General features: G+C 44.0%; 15 protein-coding genes. 14 read left to right on the forward strand and 1 reads right to left on the reverse strand.

What is annotated here, in order from left to right; all coding sequences use genetic code 11:
- Window positions 1-171 precede the first annotated feature (171 nt).
- The 11 genes from AABK40_RS01235 to AABK40_RS01285 all read left to right on the forward strand — a co-directional run bounded on the left by AABK40_RS01235 (window position 172) and on the right by AABK40_RS01285 (window position 14,905).
- Window positions 172-1,935, forward strand: coding sequence for a tetratricopeptide repeat protein (locus AABK40_RS01235; RefSeq protein ID WP_332919826.1), 1,764 nt, complete (start codon window positions 172-174; stop codon window positions 1,933-1,935).
- Window positions 1,928-2,779: a lipoprotein insertase outer membrane protein LolB1 gene (lolB1, locus tag AABK40_RS01240; protein WP_479681202.1), complete on the forward strand. Its 852-nt coding sequence runs from the start codon at window positions 1,928-1,930 to the stop codon at window positions 2,777-2,779. The genes AABK40_RS01235 and lolB1 overlap by 8 nt, the downstream gene beginning before the upstream one ends.
- Entirely contained in the window at window positions 2,766-3,998 is a 1,233-nt protein-coding gene (locus AABK40_RS01245; protein WP_332919824.1) for a murein hydrolase activator EnvC family protein, read from the forward strand. Before lolB1 ends, AABK40_RS01245 begins: the two co-directional genes overlap by 14 nt.
- 97 nt (window positions 3,999-4,095) lie before the next feature.
- Window positions 4,096-4,275 (forward strand): Sec-independent protein translocase subunit TatA/TatB, encoded by a 180-nt coding sequence (locus tag AABK40_RS01250; RefSeq protein ID WP_332919823.1) that lies wholly within the window; start codon window positions 4,096-4,098, stop codon window positions 4,273-4,275.
- Between the two features lie 405 nt (window positions 4,276-4,680).
- Window positions 4,681-6,111, forward strand: a complete 1,431-nt coding sequence (locus tag AABK40_RS01255; RefSeq protein ID WP_338397433.1) for a lytic transglycosylase domain-containing protein — start codon at window positions 4,681-4,683, stop codon at window positions 6,109-6,111.
- A 159-nt stretch (window positions 6,112-6,270) separates the two neighbouring features.
- Entirely contained in the window at window positions 6,271-7,395 is a 1,125-nt protein-coding gene (locus tag AABK40_RS01260) for a DUF4837 family protein (RefSeq protein ID WP_332919821.1), read from the forward strand.
- A 236-nt stretch (window positions 7,396-7,631) separates the two neighbouring features.
- Window positions 7,632-9,893 (forward strand): NADP-dependent malic enzyme, encoded by a 2,262-nt coding sequence (locus AABK40_RS01265; protein WP_338397434.1) that lies wholly within the window; start codon window positions 7,632-7,634, stop codon window positions 9,891-9,893.
- 253 nt (window positions 9,894-10,146) lie between these two features.
- The gene (gene nadB, locus AABK40_RS01270) at window positions 10,147-11,757 is read left to right on the forward strand and encodes an L-aspartate oxidase (RefSeq protein WP_332919819.1); all 1,611 of its coding nucleotides are present in this window, start codon (window positions 10,147-10,149) and stop codon (window positions 11,755-11,757) included.
- A gap of 248 nt (window positions 11,758-12,005) precedes the next feature.
- On the forward strand, window positions 12,006-12,785 hold the full coding sequence (locus AABK40_RS01275; RefSeq protein WP_338397435.1) for a septal ring lytic transglycosylase RlpA family protein: 780 nt from the start codon (window positions 12,006-12,008) through the stop codon (window positions 12,783-12,785).
- A gap of 152 nt (window positions 12,786-12,937) precedes the next feature.
- Window positions 12,938-13,174, forward strand: a complete 237-nt coding sequence (locus tag AABK40_RS01280) for a cysteine-rich CWC family protein (protein ID WP_338397436.1) — start codon at window positions 12,938-12,940, stop codon at window positions 13,172-13,174.
- Window positions 13,175-13,225: 51 nt separating this feature from the next.
- Window positions 13,226-14,905, forward strand: coding sequence for an FAD-dependent oxidoreductase (locus AABK40_RS01285; RefSeq protein ID WP_338397437.1), 1,680 nt, complete (start codon window positions 13,226-13,228; stop codon window positions 14,903-14,905).
- Between the two features lie 61 nt (window positions 14,906-14,966).
- Here AABK40_RS01285 and AABK40_RS01290 read toward each other — a convergent pair whose 3' ends face one another.
- Window positions 14,967-16,097 (reverse strand): serine hydrolase domain-containing protein, encoded by a 1,131-nt coding sequence (locus AABK40_RS01290; RefSeq protein WP_338397438.1) that lies wholly within the window; start codon window positions 16,095-16,097, stop codon window positions 14,967-14,969.
- A 175-nt stretch (window positions 16,098-16,272) separates the two neighbouring features.
- Between AABK40_RS01290 and AABK40_RS01295 the strand changes: the two genes are divergently transcribed.
- The 3 genes from AABK40_RS01295 (at window position 16,273) to AABK40_RS01305 (ending at window position 20,318) form a co-directional block, all read left to right on the forward strand.
- Window positions 16,273-17,196 (forward strand): ABC transporter ATP-binding protein, encoded by a 924-nt coding sequence (locus AABK40_RS01295; protein WP_338397439.1) that lies wholly within the window; start codon window positions 16,273-16,275, stop codon window positions 17,194-17,196.
- Entirely contained in the window at window positions 17,196-18,497 is a 1,302-nt protein-coding gene (locus tag AABK40_RS01300; protein ID WP_338397440.1) for an ABC transporter permease, read from the forward strand. Before AABK40_RS01295 ends, AABK40_RS01300 begins: the two co-directional genes overlap by 1 nt.
- A 486-nt stretch (window positions 18,498-18,983) precedes the next feature.
- The gene (locus AABK40_RS01305; protein ID WP_338397441.1) at window positions 18,984-20,318 is read left to right on the forward strand and encodes a DDE transposase; all 1,335 of its coding nucleotides are present in this window, start codon (window positions 18,984-18,986) and stop codon (window positions 20,316-20,318) included.
- Window positions 20,319-20,480: the final 162 nt, after the last annotated feature.

The following is a 20,480-nucleotide window of genomic DNA, read 5'->3' on the forward strand; positions in this document are numbered from 1 at the left end:
CATTTTTTTGCCTTTTTTGTGTATAAATAAAATTATTTTTGACCGATTGGCTATTGAATCCTTTGTTTTTACAATTTTAACAGGGGATATTGGCTGTTTATCCGTAATTTTCGTTTTACTAAGACGGTCAAATTGGATCGCACGACAAATTTTAAAATAATACGCGCACGAATGAATATTTCCAAAATCTTACGTGGTGTTGGGGTAAGCTTATTGATCGCTTCCTCAGTACTTGTTTCTGCCGATCAGGCGATGGCTCAGAAAAAAAAGAAGCGTAAAAAAAAGCATAAAAAAGAAGCGGTAGCAAAAGTTCCTACGCAGAAGGAAATTAGAAATGCGGAGATGTATTTTACCCAAGCGGAGAAATATTTCATGCTTGAAGATATGGCGAAGTCTTTTGTTTACTTCGAGAAATCACTTGAATTCGACCCCAATAATGCGGCGGCTTATTTTAAACTGGCGGAAATTTCTATCCATCGAAAGGAGTTGGAGAATGCCAAGAAATATGCTGAAAAAGCCCTTGAACTTGACAACACGAACCGCTACTATTACCTGATTAATGCGGAGGTTTATAAAAAAACTGGAGAGCTTGAAAAGGCAATTTCAACTTACAAATCCCTGATGGCAAATGTGGAGAAAACCGACGAGTTCAGCTATGAGCTTGCAGGCCTGTATCTTTACATGAAGAAATATGACGAGGCTTTGGCGGAGCTCGATAAAGTAGAAGCTCGCTTTGGTTTGAATGATCAGGTGATTTTTCAGAAACAAAAAATTTATATTCAGCAAGGAAAGCTGGATAAAGCCGTAGCAGAAGGTGAAAAGTTAATCAAGGCTTTTCCTGATGAGCCACGTTATGTATTGGCACTGTCAGAAATTTTATTGTCAAACGGTAAAACTGCTGAAGCACAGAAAATGCTGACAGATTACCTTGAAACCGAAAACAGCTCTCAGGTGCGAATGCTATTGGGACAAATTCAGCAAGAGCAAGGTGATTACGTCGAGGCCAAAAAGAATATCCATTCGGCAATGGCAGATCCGAAAATGAGCATTGAAGCCAAGCTGCCTTATGTGGTTGGGTTGTTTCAGAAAATGACAAAAGAAGACGTCAAGGAAGAAGCTCAGAAACTTTGTGAGTTGTTGGTAAAAGTACACCCTGAAGATGCCAACGCCCGCGCACTTTACGGTGATTATTACTTTACACTGAATGAAAAGCAAAAGGCCAAAGCAGCCTATCTGAAATCTATTGAATTTGATGATAACAATTTAGCCGTTTGGCAGAATATCATCAATATCGATTTTGATGAGCAGGACATGAAAGCCGCTATCACACATTCAGAAAAGGCATTGGAACTGTTCCCGAACCAAGCGATGCTGTATTACTTCAGTGGTACTGCTCACCTGATGGAAAAAAATTATGACAAGGCGGTCAACGCTTTGGAGCAAGGAAGAAAGCTGTCAGGAAATAATGAGCAGTTGGCGACTGTTTTTTACGGACAGTTGGGCGATGCCTACAATGGTGTTGGGGAAAACAGCAAGTCGGATCAGGCTTATGAGGATGCCCTGAAAATTGACCCTAACAGTGAGCATGTCCTGAATAATTATGCGTATTTTCTCTCGCTGAGAAAAGAAAAATTGGATGAAGCCAAGCAGATGTCCGAGAAGTTGGTTAAACTGCATCCTGAAAACGGAACTTACCTGGATACTTACGGCTGGGTGCTTTACCAAATGGGTGACTATGAAGGCGCCCGTACAAACATCAAAAAAGCAATTGATGTAGGAGAAGCCTCAGGGGCTGTTTTGGAACACTACGGCGATGCACTTTTTCAGCTTGGCGATAAAGAAGAGGCATTGAAGTTTTGGGAAAAGGCAAAGAAAAAAGGGGATGCTTCCGAATTTATCGACAAAAAGATCAAGCATCAAAAATTATATGAATAGGAATTATTCCCTCCTTTTAGTAGTTGTATTTTCAGTAATCATGATGTCCTGTAACAAACGTATGGCAGGATTTAAACTGGTAGAGAAAAGTGATTTCAGAGTTGATAACCTTGACTTTGATTACCTTTCTGGAAAGATGAAGGTTGGCTTCTCCGATGGCGACAAAGAAATCGGGGCGACGGTCAATCTTCGGATGAAAGCCGATTCCATTATCTGGATGTCGGTTTCTCCAGGCTTGGGCGTAGAGGTGATGCGTGCGCAGTTTACCCCAGATACCATCATGATTATCAATAAACTGAAAAAGGAGGTATATGCCCTCTCCTATTCACAATTAAGCGAACGCTATAAAGTAACACTGGATTTCCACACCCTGCAATCTATTATTGTAGGGGATTTGGTGGAAGATAAAATGCCCAAAGACCGTGTGAAACGGGAAAGCAGTTATTTTTTGCTCGATCAGCAGCGTGATAAAATGCGCTACCAGTCGCAGGTTGATCCACTGACTTACCGAATCGTACAGACACAGGCCTTGCAGCCTACAACGGGCAACAGCCTGACCCTTCAGTATGCGGACTTTCAGGACATCAAGAGTAAAATCAAGAAAAAACAGCATAAGAAAGAATACAAGGAAAGTAAAAATACAGATAACCCGATGATGAAGCTGAGCCGTCGGGAGCGAAAATCTGATATTTTTCCTTTTGAGAATACCGTGGACTTGGTATTTTATGACCAATCTGGACGTACCCTTTCTACCAAGGTGAAAATGCACTTCCAGAAGGTTGATATTAATGAAAAGAAGCTGAGCTTCCCTTTTAAAGTTTCCTCGCGGTATGTCATTAAATAAGTTATTTTTCAGCATCCTTTTTTCGCTCTTTGTTTTCACCTGCCTCCCGCAGGTTACTTTTGCGCAGCGCAATAAACAGCAACTCGAGCGTGAGCGTGAGCAAAACAAAAAGAAGATTGCCGAAACCGCCAGAATCCTTTCTCAGAATGCCAAGACCACCAAAGCGACGGTCGGGGAGTTGAATGCACTAAATGAGCAGATAAAAACCCGACAGGAGATGATGTCTTCGATTACACAGGAGGTAGACGTGCTCAATGGTCGTGTAGAGGAGCTTGGTGAGGTGATCGAAAGCATGAGCAATGACCTTGAAGGGCTGAAGAAAGAATATGCTAAAATGGCGCATACGGCTTATAAGTCGCAGCTCAGTCAGAATAATCTCCTCTTTTTGTTTTCCGCAAAAACATTTCACGACTTCGTGATGCGGGTGCAATATATGCGGCAGTACTCCAAGGCGCGTAAAAACCAGATTGAAATGATTCTTTCCGTTCGCCAGACACTCGAAGATCAGCAGCAGGCGATCAATGAGGCCAAGCAGGAAAAAGATCAGTTGCTGGTGGCAAAAATGGGAGAGTTTCAGGAGCTCGAAGCCTTGCGTAAAAAACAGGGCAGCGTATTAGCTGAGCTGAAAAAGAGCAGCCGAAAACTAAAGAAAGAACTGAAAAAGCGGAAGCAGGCTGATGCGCATTTGGCCACCCTGATTGCCGATGTTATTCGGGAGGAAATGGCCAAGGCGAAAGCATCAAGCAAGACCTCAAAAGCGAAGAAATCTGCTAAGGTAAGTAAAGCGAATGTGGCCTTCATTGGTGCGGATTTCTCGAAATTCAGAAAAAAATTGGATTGGCCCGTAAATTCTGGCTTTGTGAGTCAAAGCTTTGGAAAGCACCCTCACCCTGCCCTGAAGGGGGTAATGATTGAAAACCCTGGCGTTGATATTCAAACTAAATCAAAAGAAATCGTTCGGGCAGTACACAAAGGGGTTGTAAAAACTGTTGCACATGTACCTGGGGAGATGAATACGGTCATTATTGTACAGCATGGGGAATACTTTACGGTTTACGCCAAGCTGAAGCAAAGCACGGTGAAAGTAGGGCAAGTGGTCGAAGATAAAGACCCGATCGGGATTGTAAGTACCGATGCTGATGGAAAATCGGAACTTCAGTTTCAGGTTTGGAAGCAGCGCGAGAAACTGAATCCGCAATCTTGGTTGCGAAGTCGTTAGCTGTCATTAATTTGAAATGAAATTTGTGTTTTGTCGTCGCAGTCGGATTGTGTATATTTGTTTATAGAACAAGAAATTATATTTAAAGATTAGTGATATGTTTAATATGGGTGGCTCAGAATGGATAATTATTATTCTGTTTGTTGTAGTGTTTTTCGGAGCAAAGAAAATTCCTGAATTGGCGCGTGGCTTAGGAAAAGGAATTCGCGAGTTCAAAGATGCGACCAAAGAGATTAAAGATGAAATTGACGATGCAGGTAAAGAGATCAAAAAATAACGCTTGATCTTCTACATAGGGCCGCCGCAAGCTGCGAAGGCTAAAAAATAATAAAGACTCCTACTTAAATCGTAGGAGTTCTTTTTTTGCAATTCCTGAAAATAAAGCAGCTAAACTTTCCTTTTGACCCCTATATCTCGAAAAAAATCGTCATTAAGTCATACAATTGTAAGGGTAATCTGTATTTTTGCATCTAATATCCTTATTAACAGTCTTTTAGTGCGGTAATGGTTTTGCGGGTAGAATATAGGCTGGGATGTAATTAAATAAGTTGGTGCAAATTCAGGTTTGGAATCAGCCTTTGGTCTCCTCTTTGTACGAGGCAAGAGTTGATAGCCTGAGCTGCAGGTGCCTTGATGGCAATCACCGCATAAAGCGTGATTTTGCGTTGGAAGAAGAATGATTATGAAGAAAACAATAGGATTGGTGAGCTTGATGTTGGCCCTAACCGCAACAGTTAAAGCTGAGCATACTGATAATAACAAAGTTACCCCCGATCATGAGGTGTCGATGCCGATGGTATCACCAGATTATGATTATGAATATATCCCAGATCCTGGTTATAAGGTGGTTGGTGAGCGTATGGCATTGTTGGATGCCGAGCAGCGCATTCCAATGCATTATAACGAAAAGGTGAAGAATTTTATTGACTACTTCACCCTGCGTAACCGTGGCTATACCAAGGAAATCATTCGAAAATCACATATGTATTTCCCGATTTTTGAAAAAACACTGGCGCAGTATAATCTTCCCGATGAGTTAAAATACCTTTCTATTGTAGAATCAGGGCTGAGGCCTGCAGCAAGGTCGCACGCAGGGGCGATGGGGCTTTGGCAATTTATGTATTTTACAGGTCGTGAATATGGGTTGCAGCGCACCTCCTATTATGACGACCGAGTGAATCCTGTGAAAGCCACAGAGGCCGCCTGTAAAATGTTTACCAGTTTGTACAGTCAGTTCAATGACTGGGAATTGGCCTTGGCAGCCTACAACTGTGGGCCAGGAAATGTGCGTAAAGCCATTCGTCGATCAGGAAAAAAGACCTTCTGGGGAATTTACAATTACCTCCCGCGCGAAACCCGCTCCTATGTACCGCAGTTTGCGGCGGTCGTTTATACCATGAAATATGCTGAAGAGCATAATTTGTATGTCGATGACCCGGCCTATTTGCCAGATTTTCGAGAGGTGCTGGTAAGTCAGTTTACCAACCTGAAAGTGTTGGCCAATCAGTTGGAGATTTGCCCTGAGGACCTTCGCAAGCTCAACCCATCATTAAAGCACGATGCTATCCCTCCTTTTGCAAAATCTTACCCATTGATTTTGCCTGTGGAAGCTGCGGAGCGGTTTACTGCCGATGCTGAAATTTTACTGGATTCAGCAACTTACGGTCAGAAGGAAATCGACATGATCGCGCGAAATATTCCTGGCAGTGTATACGGACGTGAGCGTATTCGTCACAGAGTACGGTCAGGGGATGTGCTTGGCAAGATTGCCCGACGGTATGGGGTTCGGGTTTCGGATGTCCGTGAGTGGAACAACATTCGAGGCAACATGATTCGGGTCGGTCAGCGTCTTGATATTTGGGTGAAACCATCGTATTTCGACCATCAGGCAAAAAAATATAACCGTCAGCATTCCGCAAAGAAAACAAGCTCTTCGAAGAGGTCAACAGCTAAAAGCAAACCAATTTCAGGCAAAATTTATGTCGTTAAATCTGGGGATAGCCTTTGGAGCATCTGTAAAGAAATTGACGGCCTAACGGTCAGTCAGCTGAAAAAATGGAATGGGCTGAGATCTAATCACCTCAAGGTGGGCCAAAAACTTAAAGTAGGATAACAACTGCTGAATAGAACCGAGCAAATGCTCGGTTTTTATTTTTTAGGGGGATCTTGGGCTTTTCATTCGGTAGGATAAATTGAAATTTATAACTTGGAGCTTGGAACGTTTCGCTTCCTATTTTAATTGCTTTATCCGCCAACAAAATCCGTAATCATAATGAAAAATATGTTGAAGTCCGCAGGGGCTGTTTTTGTACTGTTACTTTTAATTTTAAGTTCTTGTGATACCGATTCTTCAGGCCGTCGCAAAAAAGAATACCTTCCCGCGGCTACAGGTCAGTTTGGGCAGATCATTCTTGTGATGGACTCTGTAGCGATGAAAGGGGCCGTTGGTGAGGCAATTGAAGATGTGATTGAGAGCAATTACCCCGTGCTCCCACAGCCTGAACCCCGCTTCAAGGTGATTCACGTTACTCCAAAAACTTTCACGGCTTCTTTATTGCACCAGGCAACGATCATTAGGGTTTACACCTCAGATAATAAAAGCCGAGGCAACGCACTGACTAAAAAGGCTGTTCCAGCGAGCATCAAAAATAAGCTGGACAATGCGAACCCAGGCGACTATATGTCTGTGGCCAAAGATGTTTATGCGCGCGGTCAGGAAGTGGTTTTCTTCTATGGTAAGACACAGGAAGAATTGGCAGGGAAAATTATGGTGAATGCTGAAGTGATTCAAAATTACCTGAACAATCGCGTGAAGAAGCGTGTGATCAGGGATTTGTACACCAAGGAATCAAAAGTAGAGGCCTTTAACATCACTAAAAAATTCGGGGCGAGTATGCGCGTTCCTTTTGGTTACAAAAAAGCGGAAGAGGCGGAAGATTTCTTGTGGTTCCGTAACCCAGGGCAGAAAATTGATAAAAACTTCTTTATGGCCTCCATACCATTCACTGATGAGTCACAGCTTGAGCCTGATGCTATTGTTGCCTGGCGTGACCGCCTTTGCAAGCAGCATGTTTTGGGCAGCGATGACCCGAACTCTTATATGGAAACCCAAAAAATCCTGAAGCCAGAATCAAGGGTGGTGGATTTTAATGGGAAATATGCCGTAGAGATTCGAGGCTTGTGGCGATTGCACGAGATTGCCATGGGTGGAACTTATGTGGGGTACGCTATTGTGGATGAAGCCCAAAAGAAACTGTTTTATATTGAAGGCTTTTTGTATCGCCCAGGTGGCAACAAAAGAGAAATGATGCGTGAGTTGGAAACGATCCTTTGGACCTTCAGAACCTCTGACCAATTGCCTAAAGGAAATACAGCCACAAAACCTCAAAGTAAGTAAACAGTTATAAATACCTGATCATATTCAATTCATGGCTTGTTGAAGGACTTATTTTATATGAGAAAGACTTCGGGCCTGAGTAAAGGAAGCTGGTGTTTTGTGCCTGATGACGGAGAGAAAATCGGTCGTGTGTCAGTTACAAATCACCCGTTCTTTTAATAGGTTGAATATGATGATTCGCTGATCACCCACCTCTCCTATAGATCCCTTACGACTCTAAAAATTAACAATAATATATGTCAGACAAATTAAAGCGAGATGCCTTAGCTTACCATCAGCAAGGCACTCCAGGAAAGATTGAGGTTGTTCCTACCAAACCAGTAAGTACCCAGTTGGATTTGGCCTTGGCTTACTCTCCAGGGGTAGCAGAGCCATGTCTTGAAATTGCTAAAGACAAAAGCAATTCCTTCAAATATACCGCCAAGGGGAACCTTGTAGGGGTAATTTCCAATGGTACAGCCGTTTTGGGCTTAGGAAACATCGGTGCAGAAGCCTCCAAGCCTGTGATGGAAGGGAAAGGTGTCCTTTTCAAAAAATTCGCAGGGATTGATGTCTTCGATATTGAAATCGATGAGGAAGATCCTGACAAATTTATTCAGATTGTAAAAGCCATGGAGCCCACCTTCGGGGGGGTAAACCTTGAGGATATCAAGGCACCAGAAAGCTTTAAAATTGAGCAGACGCTGATCAAGGAAATGAACATTCCTGTGATGCACGATGACCAGCATGGTACAGCCATCATCTCCTCCGCAGCATTGTTGAATGCCATGGAGATTGTTGGCAAGAAAATCGAAGAAATGAAGTTTGTGGTGAATGGCGCAGGAGCATCTGCAATCGCCTGTACCAAATTGTACGTTTCTTTGGGAGCAAAAAAGGAAAACATCCTGATGCTCGACTCCAAGGGTGTGATTAAAAACGACCGAGAAAACCTGGACGAAAGTAAGGCGATGTTTGCCACAGACCGCCGAGATGTTTCAACACTCGAGGAGGCGATCAAAGGGGCTGATATGTTCCTTGGCTTATCGCGTGCCAATGTGCTTTCTTCAGAAGCGGTGAAGTCCATGGCTGAAAACCCGATTGTTTTTGCTTTGGCAAATCCTGACCCAGAGATTCCTTATGAAGAGGCAATGGCTTCCCGTAAGGATATTATCATGGCGACTGGCCGTTCTGATCACCCCAACCAGGTGAACAACGTGCTGGGCTTCCCTTATATTTTCCGTGGAGCGCTTGATGTACAGGCAACCACCATCAATGAAGAAATGAAACTTGCCGCTGTTCGTGCTTTGGCAGAGATGACCAAAGAGTCTGTTCCTGAAATGGTGAAGCAGGCTTACGGAGAGCAGGCTATCAGCTTTGGGCGCGAGTATTTGATTCCTAAGCCACTGGATCCACGCCTGATCAGCAGGATTTCCCCTGCAGTAGCCAAAGCAGCGATTGATTCTGGTGTAGCACGCACGCACATCGATGATTGGGATGCTTATCGTGTGGAACTCGAAGAGCGTATAGGTATTCACCAAAGCTTGATTCGCGATGTAATTGCCACGGCCAAAAGTCAGCCAAAGCGCATTGTAATGATTGATGGCGAGTCTTCGAAAATGATTCAGGCGGCCTTCAGTATTATGGATGAAGCTATCGGTACACCTATTCTTTTAGGGAACGAGGAACTGATCCGCAGCCGAATTGCAGCATTGCAGCTGGAAATGCCTGAGGTGGAAATCATCAATCCGATGAGAAGAAACGATGAGCGCGAGGAATTCGGAGCTCAGCTCTGGGAAACGCGCAAGCGCAAGGGCATGACGTTGAAACAATGTGTGAAATCCATGCGCGATCGCAGTAACTATGCCGCAATGATGGTTGAAAATGGCCAGGCAGATGTGGTGCTGGGTGGCGTTACGCAGGATTATCCTAATGCACTTTTGCCAAGTTTACAGGTGATCGGCAAGCGCGCTGATGTAAATCGTGTAGCGGGAATGAACATCGTTACGGCCAATAATAATCCGTACTTTTTTGCAGATACAACGGTTAATGTGAACCCTTCGGCAGAAGAGCTGGCGGGAATTATCGAGCTGACAGCCGAGCGTGTGCGTTCCTTCAATATCGAACCTCGTATTGCGGTATTATCTTACTCTAACTTTGGCTCTGCTAAAGGAGAGGTACCAGCAAAGGTGCAGCAGGCCGTTGAGATCGTTAAGGGCAATCAGCCAGAATTGGTAGTGGAAGGAGACATTCAGGCCAATGTAGCGGTAAATTCTGAACTTCAGCAGGAGGTTTACCCTTTCAGTGCTTTGGCAGAGAAAGGGGCCAACACTTTTGTATTCCCTGATTTGGCTTCGGGTAATATTGCCTACAAATTACTGATGGAACTTGGCGGTGCAGAATCTGTCGGACCAATTTTGCTGGGCATGAACAAGCCAGTACAGATCTTGCAGCTGGGAGCCTCTGTTCGTGAGATTGTCCAATTGGCGGCGATTGGCGTTGTGGAAGCACAAAATAATTAATTGCTGGCAGGAAGATATTTGGTGTATTGACCAACTTCAATGTTTAAAGTTTTGATAAGAAAGTAATTAAATCCGTGGTCTTTGGCCATGGATTTTTTGCTTTGTGTAGTGCTGGGGCTGTATTCCCTTTAGTTTTTATTGTTTACCGCTTGAATTAAAGCGAAATCATTTAGCTTTGTGTAAATTGAATTGGTGGCAGAAATGGATTCAGAAATGACCTGTTGCCCTTTTTACAAAGCTTAGTTGAATAGTTATGCCGATCGTAAAGTCAGACTTTTTAGTCTTGGGCTCTGGAATTGCTGGATTATCATTTGCCCTGAAAGTTGCTGAACATGGTAAAGTCAATATTGTAACCAAATCCGAACCGAGGGAGTCAAATACCCGCTATGCACAGGGCGGAGTTGCGGGAGTCTGGGATAAATCAGATGATGTTGAACTGCATTACAAAGACACCCTTATTGCAGGGGCAGGCCTTTGCCATCCCGATGCCGTGAAGGTATTGGTGCAGGAAGGCCCAGACCGACTGCAGGAGCTGATTGATATGGGCTGTAACTTTGACCAGAATGAGGACGGTAGCTATAATTTGGCCAAAGAAGGAGGACATTCCCGTCACCGAATTTTACATTGTGCCGACCTTACAGGGGCTGAAGTAGAACGCGCATTATTGGAACGCGCGGAGGCACACCCGAACATCACGATCTTTGATCATCACATGGGTGTGGACCTCATCACTGAACACCATGTGCTGGGCAATCTGCGGGCAGATTTCAATATGTGTTTTGGGGCCTATATCCTTGATATCAATTCAAGGCGGGTACTTCCTTTTCAGGCAGATTTCACCATGCTGGCCACAGGTGGTGCATCGCAAGCTTATCAGCATACCACCAACCCTGAGGTAGCCACAGGCGATGGCCTCGCAATGGCCTACCGTGCTGGGGTGCGGATCGCAAATATGGAATTCATCCAGTTTCACCCGACCTGCCTTTACAATCCGGGGAAAAAACCATTTTTGATTACCGAAGCCATGCGTGGACACGGAGCATATTTGGTGAATGAGCGAGGGGAACGTTTCATGCATAAATATGATGAGCGCCTGGAACTTGCCCCACGTGATATTGTGGCAAGAGCGATTGATACGGAGATGAAACAATTGCGCAGTGAATGTGTATTCCTTGATGTGTCACATATTGAAAAAGAAGATTTACTGAAGCACTTCCCCAATATCTATCAGCACTGTAAAAAACACCTCAAGATAGATATTGCCCATGATAGGATTCCTGTAACCCCTGCCGCCCACTATGTTTGTGGAGGGGTAATGACCAACCTGAATGCCCTGACCTCCATGCAAAACCTCTATGCCGCAGGAGAAACCGCACATTCGGGGATTCACGGGGGAAATCGCCTGGCTTCAAATTCACTTTTGGAAGCTTTGGTGTTTACGCATCGTGCTGCAGAGAAAATCATTTCCAAACGATTGAAAAACCGCCGAGATTTCTCCAATATCGTGATTCCTTCGTGGGATGATTCTGGCGCGAAAAATAAAGAAGAATGGTTTTTGATCCGAAGCAATCTTTCGCAAATCAAGCATGTTATGTGGGATTATGTTGGGATTGTTCGTTCGACAATCCACCTCAAGAGTGCTTATAAGCGTATGTCGGTGTATCTGAAAGAAATTGAGGACTACTACAAGCGCACCCGTATTTCGCCAGAGCTTTTGCAGTTGCGTAATTGTGCTGCCGTAGGCGATATGATTATACAGTCTGCTTTGAGGCGACATGAAAGCCGTGGGGCACATTACATGACCGACTACCCCTCTACGCGGGAAAGTTGTAAAAAAGACACAATTATCGTCGGGAAAATCTAAGCCCGACCATTTCCTTTCAAGATCAACCTTTATTTTTTAATGGATTCAACGGGAGCTTTATGGCCGCATTTTGGGCAATAAAGCTTTTTTTGTTCGACAATCTGAAAGTCAGCAATACTCCACCATTGTGCACAGGCGCCGCATCTGAAGTGATACAATTGCTCGATGCTATACTGATGAGCAACAGGGAGGGTGTTTTTTTTCTGATCCATTGGTTTGAATAAATTATTCCACTACAAAAATAAAAAATGATGACAAAGACCATACTGCGTGCTTTACTATTCCTGGCGGTGCCATTGCTCATGTTCAGCAATAATGCCCAGGCACAGAAAATGGGGCAACACCTGCACGGTAAAGTCTCTTATTATGCCAATAAATTTAACGGGAGAAAAACCGCCAGCGGTGAACGCTTCAGTAACAAAAAACTGACTTGCGCACACCGTACCTTTGCCTTTGGCACCCAACTGAAAGTAACCAATAAAGCGACAGGGCAATCGGTTATTGTCCGAGTAAATGACCGCGGCCCTTATGCGAAGGGACGTGTAGTTGACCTATCAAGGAAAGCCATGGAAGAGATCGGGGGAATAAAAACGGGCGTGATCGACGCGACTGTCGAGGTGGTTGGCCTGGCAGGAGGTGCCGCTGAGTCAAGGCCGATCGTAGCACCTGAAGCGACTGCAGCTCCAAAATCAGCCCCGAATAAACCCTTGAATGCTTCCGTAAAAACAATCCAACAACCTGCCCTCATTCATACTTTTGAGCTGAATGTTCAGCCAGCCACTTTAAGCAGTGGCTTTGTTATTCAGTGTGGCAATTATCAGTCTACCGATTTTTTGCTTCAAAAGCTGGCCACAATACCGCCTTTGGGCAAACAACAAGTTCAGGTAATAAGGGCAGGAGGCCAAACACAGTACCGCTTGCTGATTGGGGAGTTTTCCAGCCGCAAACAGGCAGAAAAAGCATTGACTGAGGTGAAAAAATCTTTTTCCACTGCATTCGTCATTGCGATCCAAAAATTGAAAGCCTAAGTTGCCGAAGTATTCCCTCTTGAATACCATTTTATTTACCCGTGGAAGGCTTGTGTAACAAAAGTCATATAACGCCACCCACAATTGTATTTCATTTGTAACAGAATCAGTCGTCAGTGGAGATGATACCTGATTCAATTCCTGAAAAGAAGATGATCCAGAAACACGAAGCCAAGACATGCCAAAGATGTGGCAACAATTTTGAATGTAAGGTAGGTAACATCACTGAATGCCAGTGTAACGCAGTTACATTTACGCAAGAGGAAAAGGATTTCATCAAGGAAAAAGCATACAGCGACTGTATTTGTGTGCAATGTATGCGGGAATTGAAACAGGAATATCAGGACTTCAGGCGGCAGCAACAGATGAAAAACATTAAGCAACGATAACGCGCCAACTGTGGAGGGGGACTCACCCTTTCAAAGAGCGCAGGGTATAATATGGAAAATCAAGAAACAATCATCATCGTCGGTGGCTTATCTGCTGGCCCATCAGCAGCAGCTAAAGCAAGAAGAATGAACGAAAATGCGCGCATTCTTCTATTTGAAAAAACGGATTACATCAGTTATGCGACCTGTGGTATTCCTTATGCTTTTTCAAATACCATCAAGCAACGTGAAAAATTGTTGGTGATTAAGCCTGCATTGCTGGAAAACCGTTTTGCCGTTGAGATGCACTTGAACGAACCCGTGCTTGACATTCTCCCAGATCAGCACCTCGTGGTTACCCCTGAAGGGAACTATACTTATGATAAGTTGATTTTTGCCACAGGAGCCCGCCCTTTTGTTCCTGAAATCCCTAATTTGGTAGAAGCCTCCAACTGGTCGAATGTGCGGAATCAGGCAGATTTCGATAAAATTTACGATCACCTCTCGGAGATGAAGGATATTGTTATTCTTGGCGGAGGACTGATAGGTGTGGAGTCTGCTGAGAACCTCTGTAAGGCGGGCAAGAATGTTACCCTTGTAGAATTGGCACCTACGATACTGGCCACCTGGGACGAGAAATTTGGTCACCTTGCAGGAGAGGCATTGCGCGCTGGAGGCGTCGAGGTGATTACTGGAGTCGGAGTTTCTGAAGCAGTGGTGGAAGATGGCCGCCTGATCGCCGTAAAAGTAGGCGATAAAATCATAAAAGCGGATTATTTGATGACTGCCGTGGGTGGCCGTCCAAATACTGAAATACTGAAAGACAAAGGCGCTGATACCATCGGAAATGGGGCGTTGGTGGTCAATAGCCGAATGGAAACCAGCCTGCCAGATATTTATGCCGCTGGGGATAATGTGTCCATTAAAAACATCATTAACAATGAGGCGGGTTACTTCCCTATGGGGACGCACTCCAACAAGGGAGGTCGGGTAGCTGGTGCAAATGCAGCAGGGGGAAATGAGCAGTTCCCTGGCGCATACGGTACGGCTATCGTTAAGGTGTTTGATTATACCATGGCGCGGACAGGCTTCAATGAGCATGCTCTTGAGCAGCGGAATATCCCCTTCAAAAGTACGCTGATTATTGCGGCATCTACTCCGGGATTTTATCCTGACCCGAAAGATTTATTTGTGGAACTGTTTTATGAACCACAGTCAGGTCGACTGTTGGGGGCAGAAGTGTTTGGCGAAAAGGGTGCTGATAAGCGTATTGATGTGTTGGCGACAGCCATTTACGCAAAGCTTACCGTACAAGACCTGCCCAATCTTGATCTGGCCTATGCGCCTCCATTTTCACCCGCAAAGGATCCTGTTGTGGTTGCTGGTTATACAGCCTCGAATACCATGAAATTCGCCCATGAGGAAATCAGCCCAAGAGACCTGGTACAATACCTTGAAACGGTAGATTCCACCTCCTATCAGCTCCTTGATGTCCGTAACCCTGTGGAATTGCAACAACAGGGGCAAATTCCTGAGGCTATTAATATTCCTTTGGATCAGCTGAGAGATCGAATAGAAGAACTGGATGCGGAAAAAACACAGCTCATTTATTGCCAAAAAGGACTACGGGGCTATTTGGCAAGCATGATTTTAGTAAACAATGGTTTTACCAAAGTAAAAAATATGCAGGGTGGTTTTCTGCTTTACAGTAAGTCGGCCTTGCCAATTGTCCCTGTTAGCGTACAGGGCTAAGCAAAATACCCCCAAAATAAAAGAATCCTGTACTTTAAAGCGTACAGGATTTTTTTTGTTCCTAATGTTTATCCTGCGGATCAAGCTTATCTGCAATATTGATGACGGGACTGTAGGCGCTGGCCTGGGAATCATTGCTCACCCAAATCACAACAATATTTTTTTCAGGAATAATGCCTGCAAAGGCATTAAAACCGAAAGTCTGACCGCTATGCCCATAAATATTAAAAAGGTGCATGTTCGCTAAGCCATATTGGCCAATGGAGCCTGTGCCGACAAAGCTGCTGTTCCGCAACAGCTGGGTGGTTTCAGCTTTGCTGAAGAAGTCCCCCTGCCACCACGCACGAATAAACTTTACCATATCAGGCATTGTACTGACGATCTCCCCTGCCGCACCAGCCAGGTAAAACGACATTTGTATCTTCTGACCATTAAAGTACCCCTGCATTTTTGTCTTTGCCTGTTGTTCGGTCATATTTGTTCCGAAGTAGGTTTGGGTCAGGTTGGCAGGCTGAAGAATATGTGTCCGAATGTATTGCTGATAATTTTGCCCACTGACCTTTTCAATCAAAATCCCCAGGGCCTGATAGCCTGTGTTGCTGTATCGCCATTTTTTGTTCGGAGGGCCGTAACTGCCCCGCGTGTTGGAGGTGCGAATAATCTCCCGAGGGCTAATCTTCAGCCTTCCCTGATAGCCATATTTTTCAATCGTAGCCTCGTCAGAGCCATCATCAAGGTAATCATAAATTCCCGCCGTGTGGTTCATTACGCTGCGGATACTAATCGAATCACTCCAGTCTTTTTTATTAAAGCGATTCAGGTTTTTCACCCAGGGCTCATCAATATATTTACTGATCGGCTTATTGATATCGAGCAAGCCCTGCTCATGAAGCTGCAAAATAGCCGTGGCAATAAACATCTTGGTCATACTGCCAATCTCAAAGCTGTAATTGGCAATTGCAGGGACATTCTGAGCCTTGTTGGCATAGCCCGCCACGGCAATCCACTGGTTTTTATTGGGGAAATCCACCATGCACAGCGTACCGGCATTATCGTGGGTTTCTGAGGAAACCTTCACCATTTTATTGAGCCACTCAGGTGGGCGGTTACCCTGCGCAAAGGCATTACAGTTCAACAACAGGCAAAGCAGGAGTCCTTGCAACGGGTATTTAAAAATTGAAGGAAAAGACATCAATTTATATTTTTTTAAAATGGTAGGTAAAACAAAACTTTGTCAATCTATTGATCTCGACGAATTTTTTCAATCAATTCAACGAAAATATCCATGTGTTGCAATGATAATTAGAAGATCTCCCTTAGATTTCGTACCTATTTATGATTGCTGTCAAAATGATTAAAACCTGTTTATGAGTTTAATAGAAATAGATCAAGTTTGTAAATCCTACGAAAACCATCAGGCCCTGAAAAGCTTATCCCTTAGTGTTCCCAAAGGGAGCATTTATGGTTTGCTCGGCCCTAACGGTGCGGGAAAATCGACTTTGATCCGAATAATAAATCAGATTATATATGCCGACAGTGGCACAATTCTGTTTGATGGTGAGCGGTTGCAGCCACATCATATTTCAAAAATTGGCTACCTGCCCGAAGAACGGGGGCTGTATAAAAAGATGAAAATTGGCGAGCAGCTGATGTACCTTGCACGGCTGAAAGGCTTGAGTAAGCACGATGCCGCACAAAAAATCAACTATTGGCTCGAGAAACTGGAGCTGAAGACCTGGATCGATAAAGCGGTGGAGGACCTCTCCAAAGGGATGGCGCAAAAAGTACAGTTTATCTCGACGGTGATTCATGAACCAGAATTCCTGATCCTCGATGAGCCCTTCTCTGGCTTTGACCCCGTAAATGCCAACCTGATTCGGGATGAAATACTGGGCTTGCGTGACCGAGGCTGTACCGTAATGCTTTCAACCCACCGCATGGAGTCGGTGGAGGAATTATGTGATGATATTGCACTGATCAATAAGTCGGAAAAGGTATTGGAAGGCAACAAGTGGGAGGTGAAGAAAGCCCATAAGGGCAACCGTTATCAGTTGATTACCGAGAGCCCCGTACAATTGACGAGCCCTTTTGAGGTGCTTCATCAGCAACCTTTAGCGCATGGGCAGCATGAAACATTGTTTCAGCTTAAGGAGGAACAAAAAGGCAATGATTTGCTGAAACTGGTCATTGACCAGGTGCCCGTGGTACATTTCGAGGAAATCATTCCTTCGATGAGTGAAATATTTATTCAACACGTTAGCCCTGCTTCGGCTAATGAAAAATCGGTCTAATGGATAAGGTATTGTTAATTATAAAGCGGGAATATCTGACCCGTGTGCGGAAAAAGTCTTTTGTGGTGATGACCCTCTTGGGGCCGTTGTTGTTTGTAGCCATGTGGGCAGTGCCGATTTGGTTGGCACAAAGCGGACCGGAAAGCAAGACGGTGCATGTGATTGATCAATCGGGTATGTTTGCGCAGGCTTTCACGGAAAATAAATCAAGTGATGTGGCGTTTGTCTATGAAAAGTTGAGTGTGGAGGATGCCAAGGAAGAGCTTGAAGCGGGTGATTATGACGGATTATTGTTGATTCCAAGGCTTGCTAAGGGCGAGGATGTGAACCTGATGTATTTCTCTGAAGTGAATCCTGGTATTTCTTTGAAGCAGCAAATCCGCAAGGTGGTTTCGCAGAAATTGCAGGAAGAGAAGCTGAAAGAATCGGGCTTGTCAAAGGAGTGGCTGGCGAAGTTGAATCCTTCGGTAGGTATCCGAACGGTGAATGTTACCCCTGATGGTGATGAAGCCGAAAGCCATTCGGAGGCGGCAACGGTGATTGGTTATATCGGTGCTTTCATGATTTACTTCTTCATCTTTCTGTATGGAACGCAGGTGATGCGTGGGGTGATTGAAGAGAAGTCCAATCGTATTGTGGAGGTGATCATCTCTTCTGTGCGACCTTTTCAACTGATGATGGGGAAAATTATTGGGGTAGCAGGCGTGGTGCTTACCCAGTTTTTGATCTGGATCGTGCTTTCCTTCGGGCTGACCACCCTGATTGCCATCCTGACGGGTGTGAGCGTAGGGCCAAGTGCTCCCGCGATGGCCGACCCTGCCATGGTGGCTGCAACAGCTGATGGTGTGCCGCAAATGATGGATGCACTCATGACGATGAACTTTGGATTGATCGCCTTCTCCTTTATCTTCTATTTCCTTGGTGGCTACCTGCTATACGCCGCATTGTTCGCCGCAGTAGGTTCTACCGTAGATCAGGATGGTGACTATCAGCAATTCATGTTTCCGCTGAGTATGCCTTTGCTGTTCGCTATTATTTCTCTGACGGTCGTGATTCAGGATCCGCACGGCACTTTTGCTTTTTGGATGTCGATGATCCCTTTCACCTCACCGATCGTGATGATGATGCGCGTTCCTTTTGGCGTACCAATCTGGCAATTGGCCCTTTCAATGATTTTACTCGTTGGCGGTTTTATATTCACCACCTGGTTGGCTGCCCGCATTTACCGCATCGGAATTCTGATGAACGGCTCAAAAGTGAATTATCGGGTATTGCTCAAATGGGCACGGATGAAGTATTGATTTTGAGTTTTGATTAAATACAAAAAAGGCTACTTTCGGTTTTGAAGGTAGCCTTTTTTCGTTCTATATCAGTTCCGGTTTTTAATAGTAATGTGCCACCGGAGACATATAATGAAGATCCCACCCATCTTCTTTGGCTTGTCTGATAATTTCTAATTGTTGATCTGTAGACATAAATGTATGATTTAATTTGTCAACGTAGTAACTCTTCGGGTGTCTATGTGGCTCGTCGCACGAGTTTAACACTAAAGGAAGTGCAATACCTAATAGGATAATCAAATTTTTCATATGTAGAATTAAGTTTTGTTGATAGGACAAACTTAGTGGGGAGTAGTGCAGTCAAAGTGCGTTTTGAAATTCGGTCTATCTGAAAACATCTAACTAATAGATATTCAGTGGTTTTAAGTCAGTAAAAGACAAAAAATAACCCCAAATCTCGTCAAAAATGGCGATTTTTGGGGTATTCTTTTTTAAACTGATTTAAAGATGCCAAATAAATATCATCAAACCTCAATTTTTCCCAAAGAATTAACTTTATCCCCAAGGTGGTGGATTTTTAAAGATTCCAAGCTTGGTCAAATTCATCAAGAACTACCATTTGATGAGTTAGCTTCACTTTTACCGGATCCTGAGCATCAAACTGGCCGGCCGGCGCACCTTTCTAAGAAAGGAATGATCGCCTTGGTTTTTCTGAGTTCATGCATGAATGGTATGTCTGACAAGCAACTTCGTGAACGGATAAATACAGATTGGGCTTTGCAGATGTTCTGCTTTCGCCAGTTTTCTGATAACTACACAATCAAAGAACACGGCTATGTTTCTCGGGTGAAAAAGATAGTTGGAGAGCATATTGATTTTGATCTTTTACAGCAGAATATGCTTAGTTCATTCAAAGATGACCTTGAAAATGTAGGAGCAATTCTAATGGATGCCACCTGTTATGAAGTTAAAATCAAAAATCCTACAAGAGTCAAATTGCTCTGGGACACAATATGTTGGGTTCATAATCAGATGAAGTTATGGTGTAAAGCCCTGAAGATTCCTATGCCTCGAAGTCGGTTCAATGATCAGCGGAAGAAACAACTCAACTATCAGAAAAAGAAGAAAAGATCTCATAAGAAAAACCTAAAACGCAGGCGAAGCTTGGTTTACCTGTTGGAGAAATTATTGGGGCAATTTCTAATTATTAGGACTGAAAATAGTGGAACGAAACTTTTGGCTGACCGCGAAACAGCCATTTTTAATATGTGCCAACGAATACTAAAGGAGCAAAAACACTTCTTATCAAACCCTCCTTCGAGTATTCCCGATCGAATTGTAAGCTTCGCTCAGCCACATATTCGTCCGATCGTTCGAGGCAAGGAAAATAAGCCCGTCGAGTATGGTCTGAAAGTTCATATGGTTTCAGTATCAGGTATCAGCTATATCGAACATATGGATTTCTGCGCTTTCCATGAAGGTGTCCGATATCAAAAGACCATTCAGAAGCATACAGCGTTTTTTGGGGAGGTGAATTGCGCTGGTGCCGATAAGCTATATGCTAATAATAAAAACAGGACTTACAGTACGAACAAGGGTATTATCACCTGCTTTCCGAGGAAAGGTCCTAAACCAAAAGACCCTGACAAGCAAAAAGATACATTGGTGAAAGCCTTATCTAATGCGCGGAATACCGTCATGGAGGGAGCATTTGGTAACCATAAAGAAAGCTATGCATTGAAGAAGATTACAGCTCGAAACCCACAGATCCAAATGCTGATGGTTTACACAGGGGTCTTCGCTTCGAATGCCCGCTATTTAAGTCAAAATAAGGTAGCCTAATTGAATTTTATTTTAAGATCGAACAAGCTGTAAAAAGCTTGAAGGGGATTGCTATGCTTATACTTTTTTAACCACCTGATTTATAATGTATTAACCCGGTAATTCTACACAAATGTAGGTTTACCAACTTGTGAATTGTACTATTATTAGAAAGTTAGAAAA

This window comes from Persicobacter psychrovividus (assembly GCF_036492425.1).
GTDB classification, from domain to species: Bacteria; Bacteroidota; Bacteroidia; order Cytophagales; family Cyclobacteriaceae; genus Persicobacter; species Persicobacter psychrovividus.

Excerpts from the sequence above, each read along its gene's own strand:
- AABK40_RS01235 (WP_332919826.1), top strand. The coding sequence starts at position 172 with ATGAATATTTCCAAAATCTTACGTGGTGTTGGGGTAAGCTTATTGATC.
- lolB1 (WP_479681202.1), top strand. The coding sequence starts at position 1,928 with ATGAATAGGAATTATTCCCTCCTTTTAGTAGTTGTATTTTCAGTAATC.
- AABK40_RS01245 (WP_332919824.1), top strand. The coding sequence starts at position 2,766 with ATGTCATTAAATAAGTTATTTTTCAGCATCCTTTTTTCGCTCTTTGTT.
- AABK40_RS01250 (WP_332919823.1), top strand. The coding sequence starts at position 4,096 with ATGTTTAATATGGGTGGCTCAGAATGGATAATTATTATTCTGTTTGTT.
- AABK40_RS01255 (WP_338397433.1), top strand. The coding sequence starts at position 4,681 with ATGAAGAAAACAATAGGATTGGTGAGCTTGATGTTGGCCCTAACCGCA.
- AABK40_RS01260 (WP_332919821.1), top strand. The coding sequence starts at position 6,271 with ATGAAAAATATGTTGAAGTCCGCAGGGGCTGTTTTTGTACTGTTACTT.
- AABK40_RS01265 (WP_338397434.1), top strand. The coding sequence starts at position 7,632 with ATGTCAGACAAATTAAAGCGAGATGCCTTAGCTTACCATCAGCAAGGC.
- nadB (WP_332919819.1), top strand. The coding sequence starts at position 10,147 with ATGCCGATCGTAAAGTCAGACTTTTTAGTCTTGGGCTCTGGAATTGCT.
- AABK40_RS01275 (WP_338397435.1), top strand. The coding sequence starts at position 12,006 with ATGATGACAAAGACCATACTGCGTGCTTTACTATTCCTGGCGGTGCCA.
- AABK40_RS01280 (WP_338397436.1), top strand. The coding sequence starts at position 12,938 with ATGATCCAGAAACACGAAGCCAAGACATGCCAAAGATGTGGCAACAAT.
- AABK40_RS01285 (WP_338397437.1), top strand. The coding sequence starts at position 13,226 with ATGGAAAATCAAGAAACAATCATCATCGTCGGTGGCTTATCTGCTGGC.
- AABK40_RS01290 (WP_338397438.1), bottom strand. The coding sequence starts at position 16,097 with ATGTCTTTTCCTTCAATTTTTAAATACCCGTTGCAAGGACTCCTGCTT.
- AABK40_RS01295 (WP_338397439.1), top strand. The coding sequence starts at position 16,273 with ATGAGTTTAATAGAAATAGATCAAGTTTGTAAATCCTACGAAAACCAT.
- AABK40_RS01300 (WP_338397440.1), top strand. The coding sequence starts at position 17,196 with ATGGATAAGGTATTGTTAATTATAAAGCGGGAATATCTGACCCGTGTG.
- AABK40_RS01305 (WP_338397441.1), top strand. The coding sequence starts at position 18,984 with ATGCCAAATAAATATCATCAAACCTCAATTTTTCCCAAAGAATTAACT.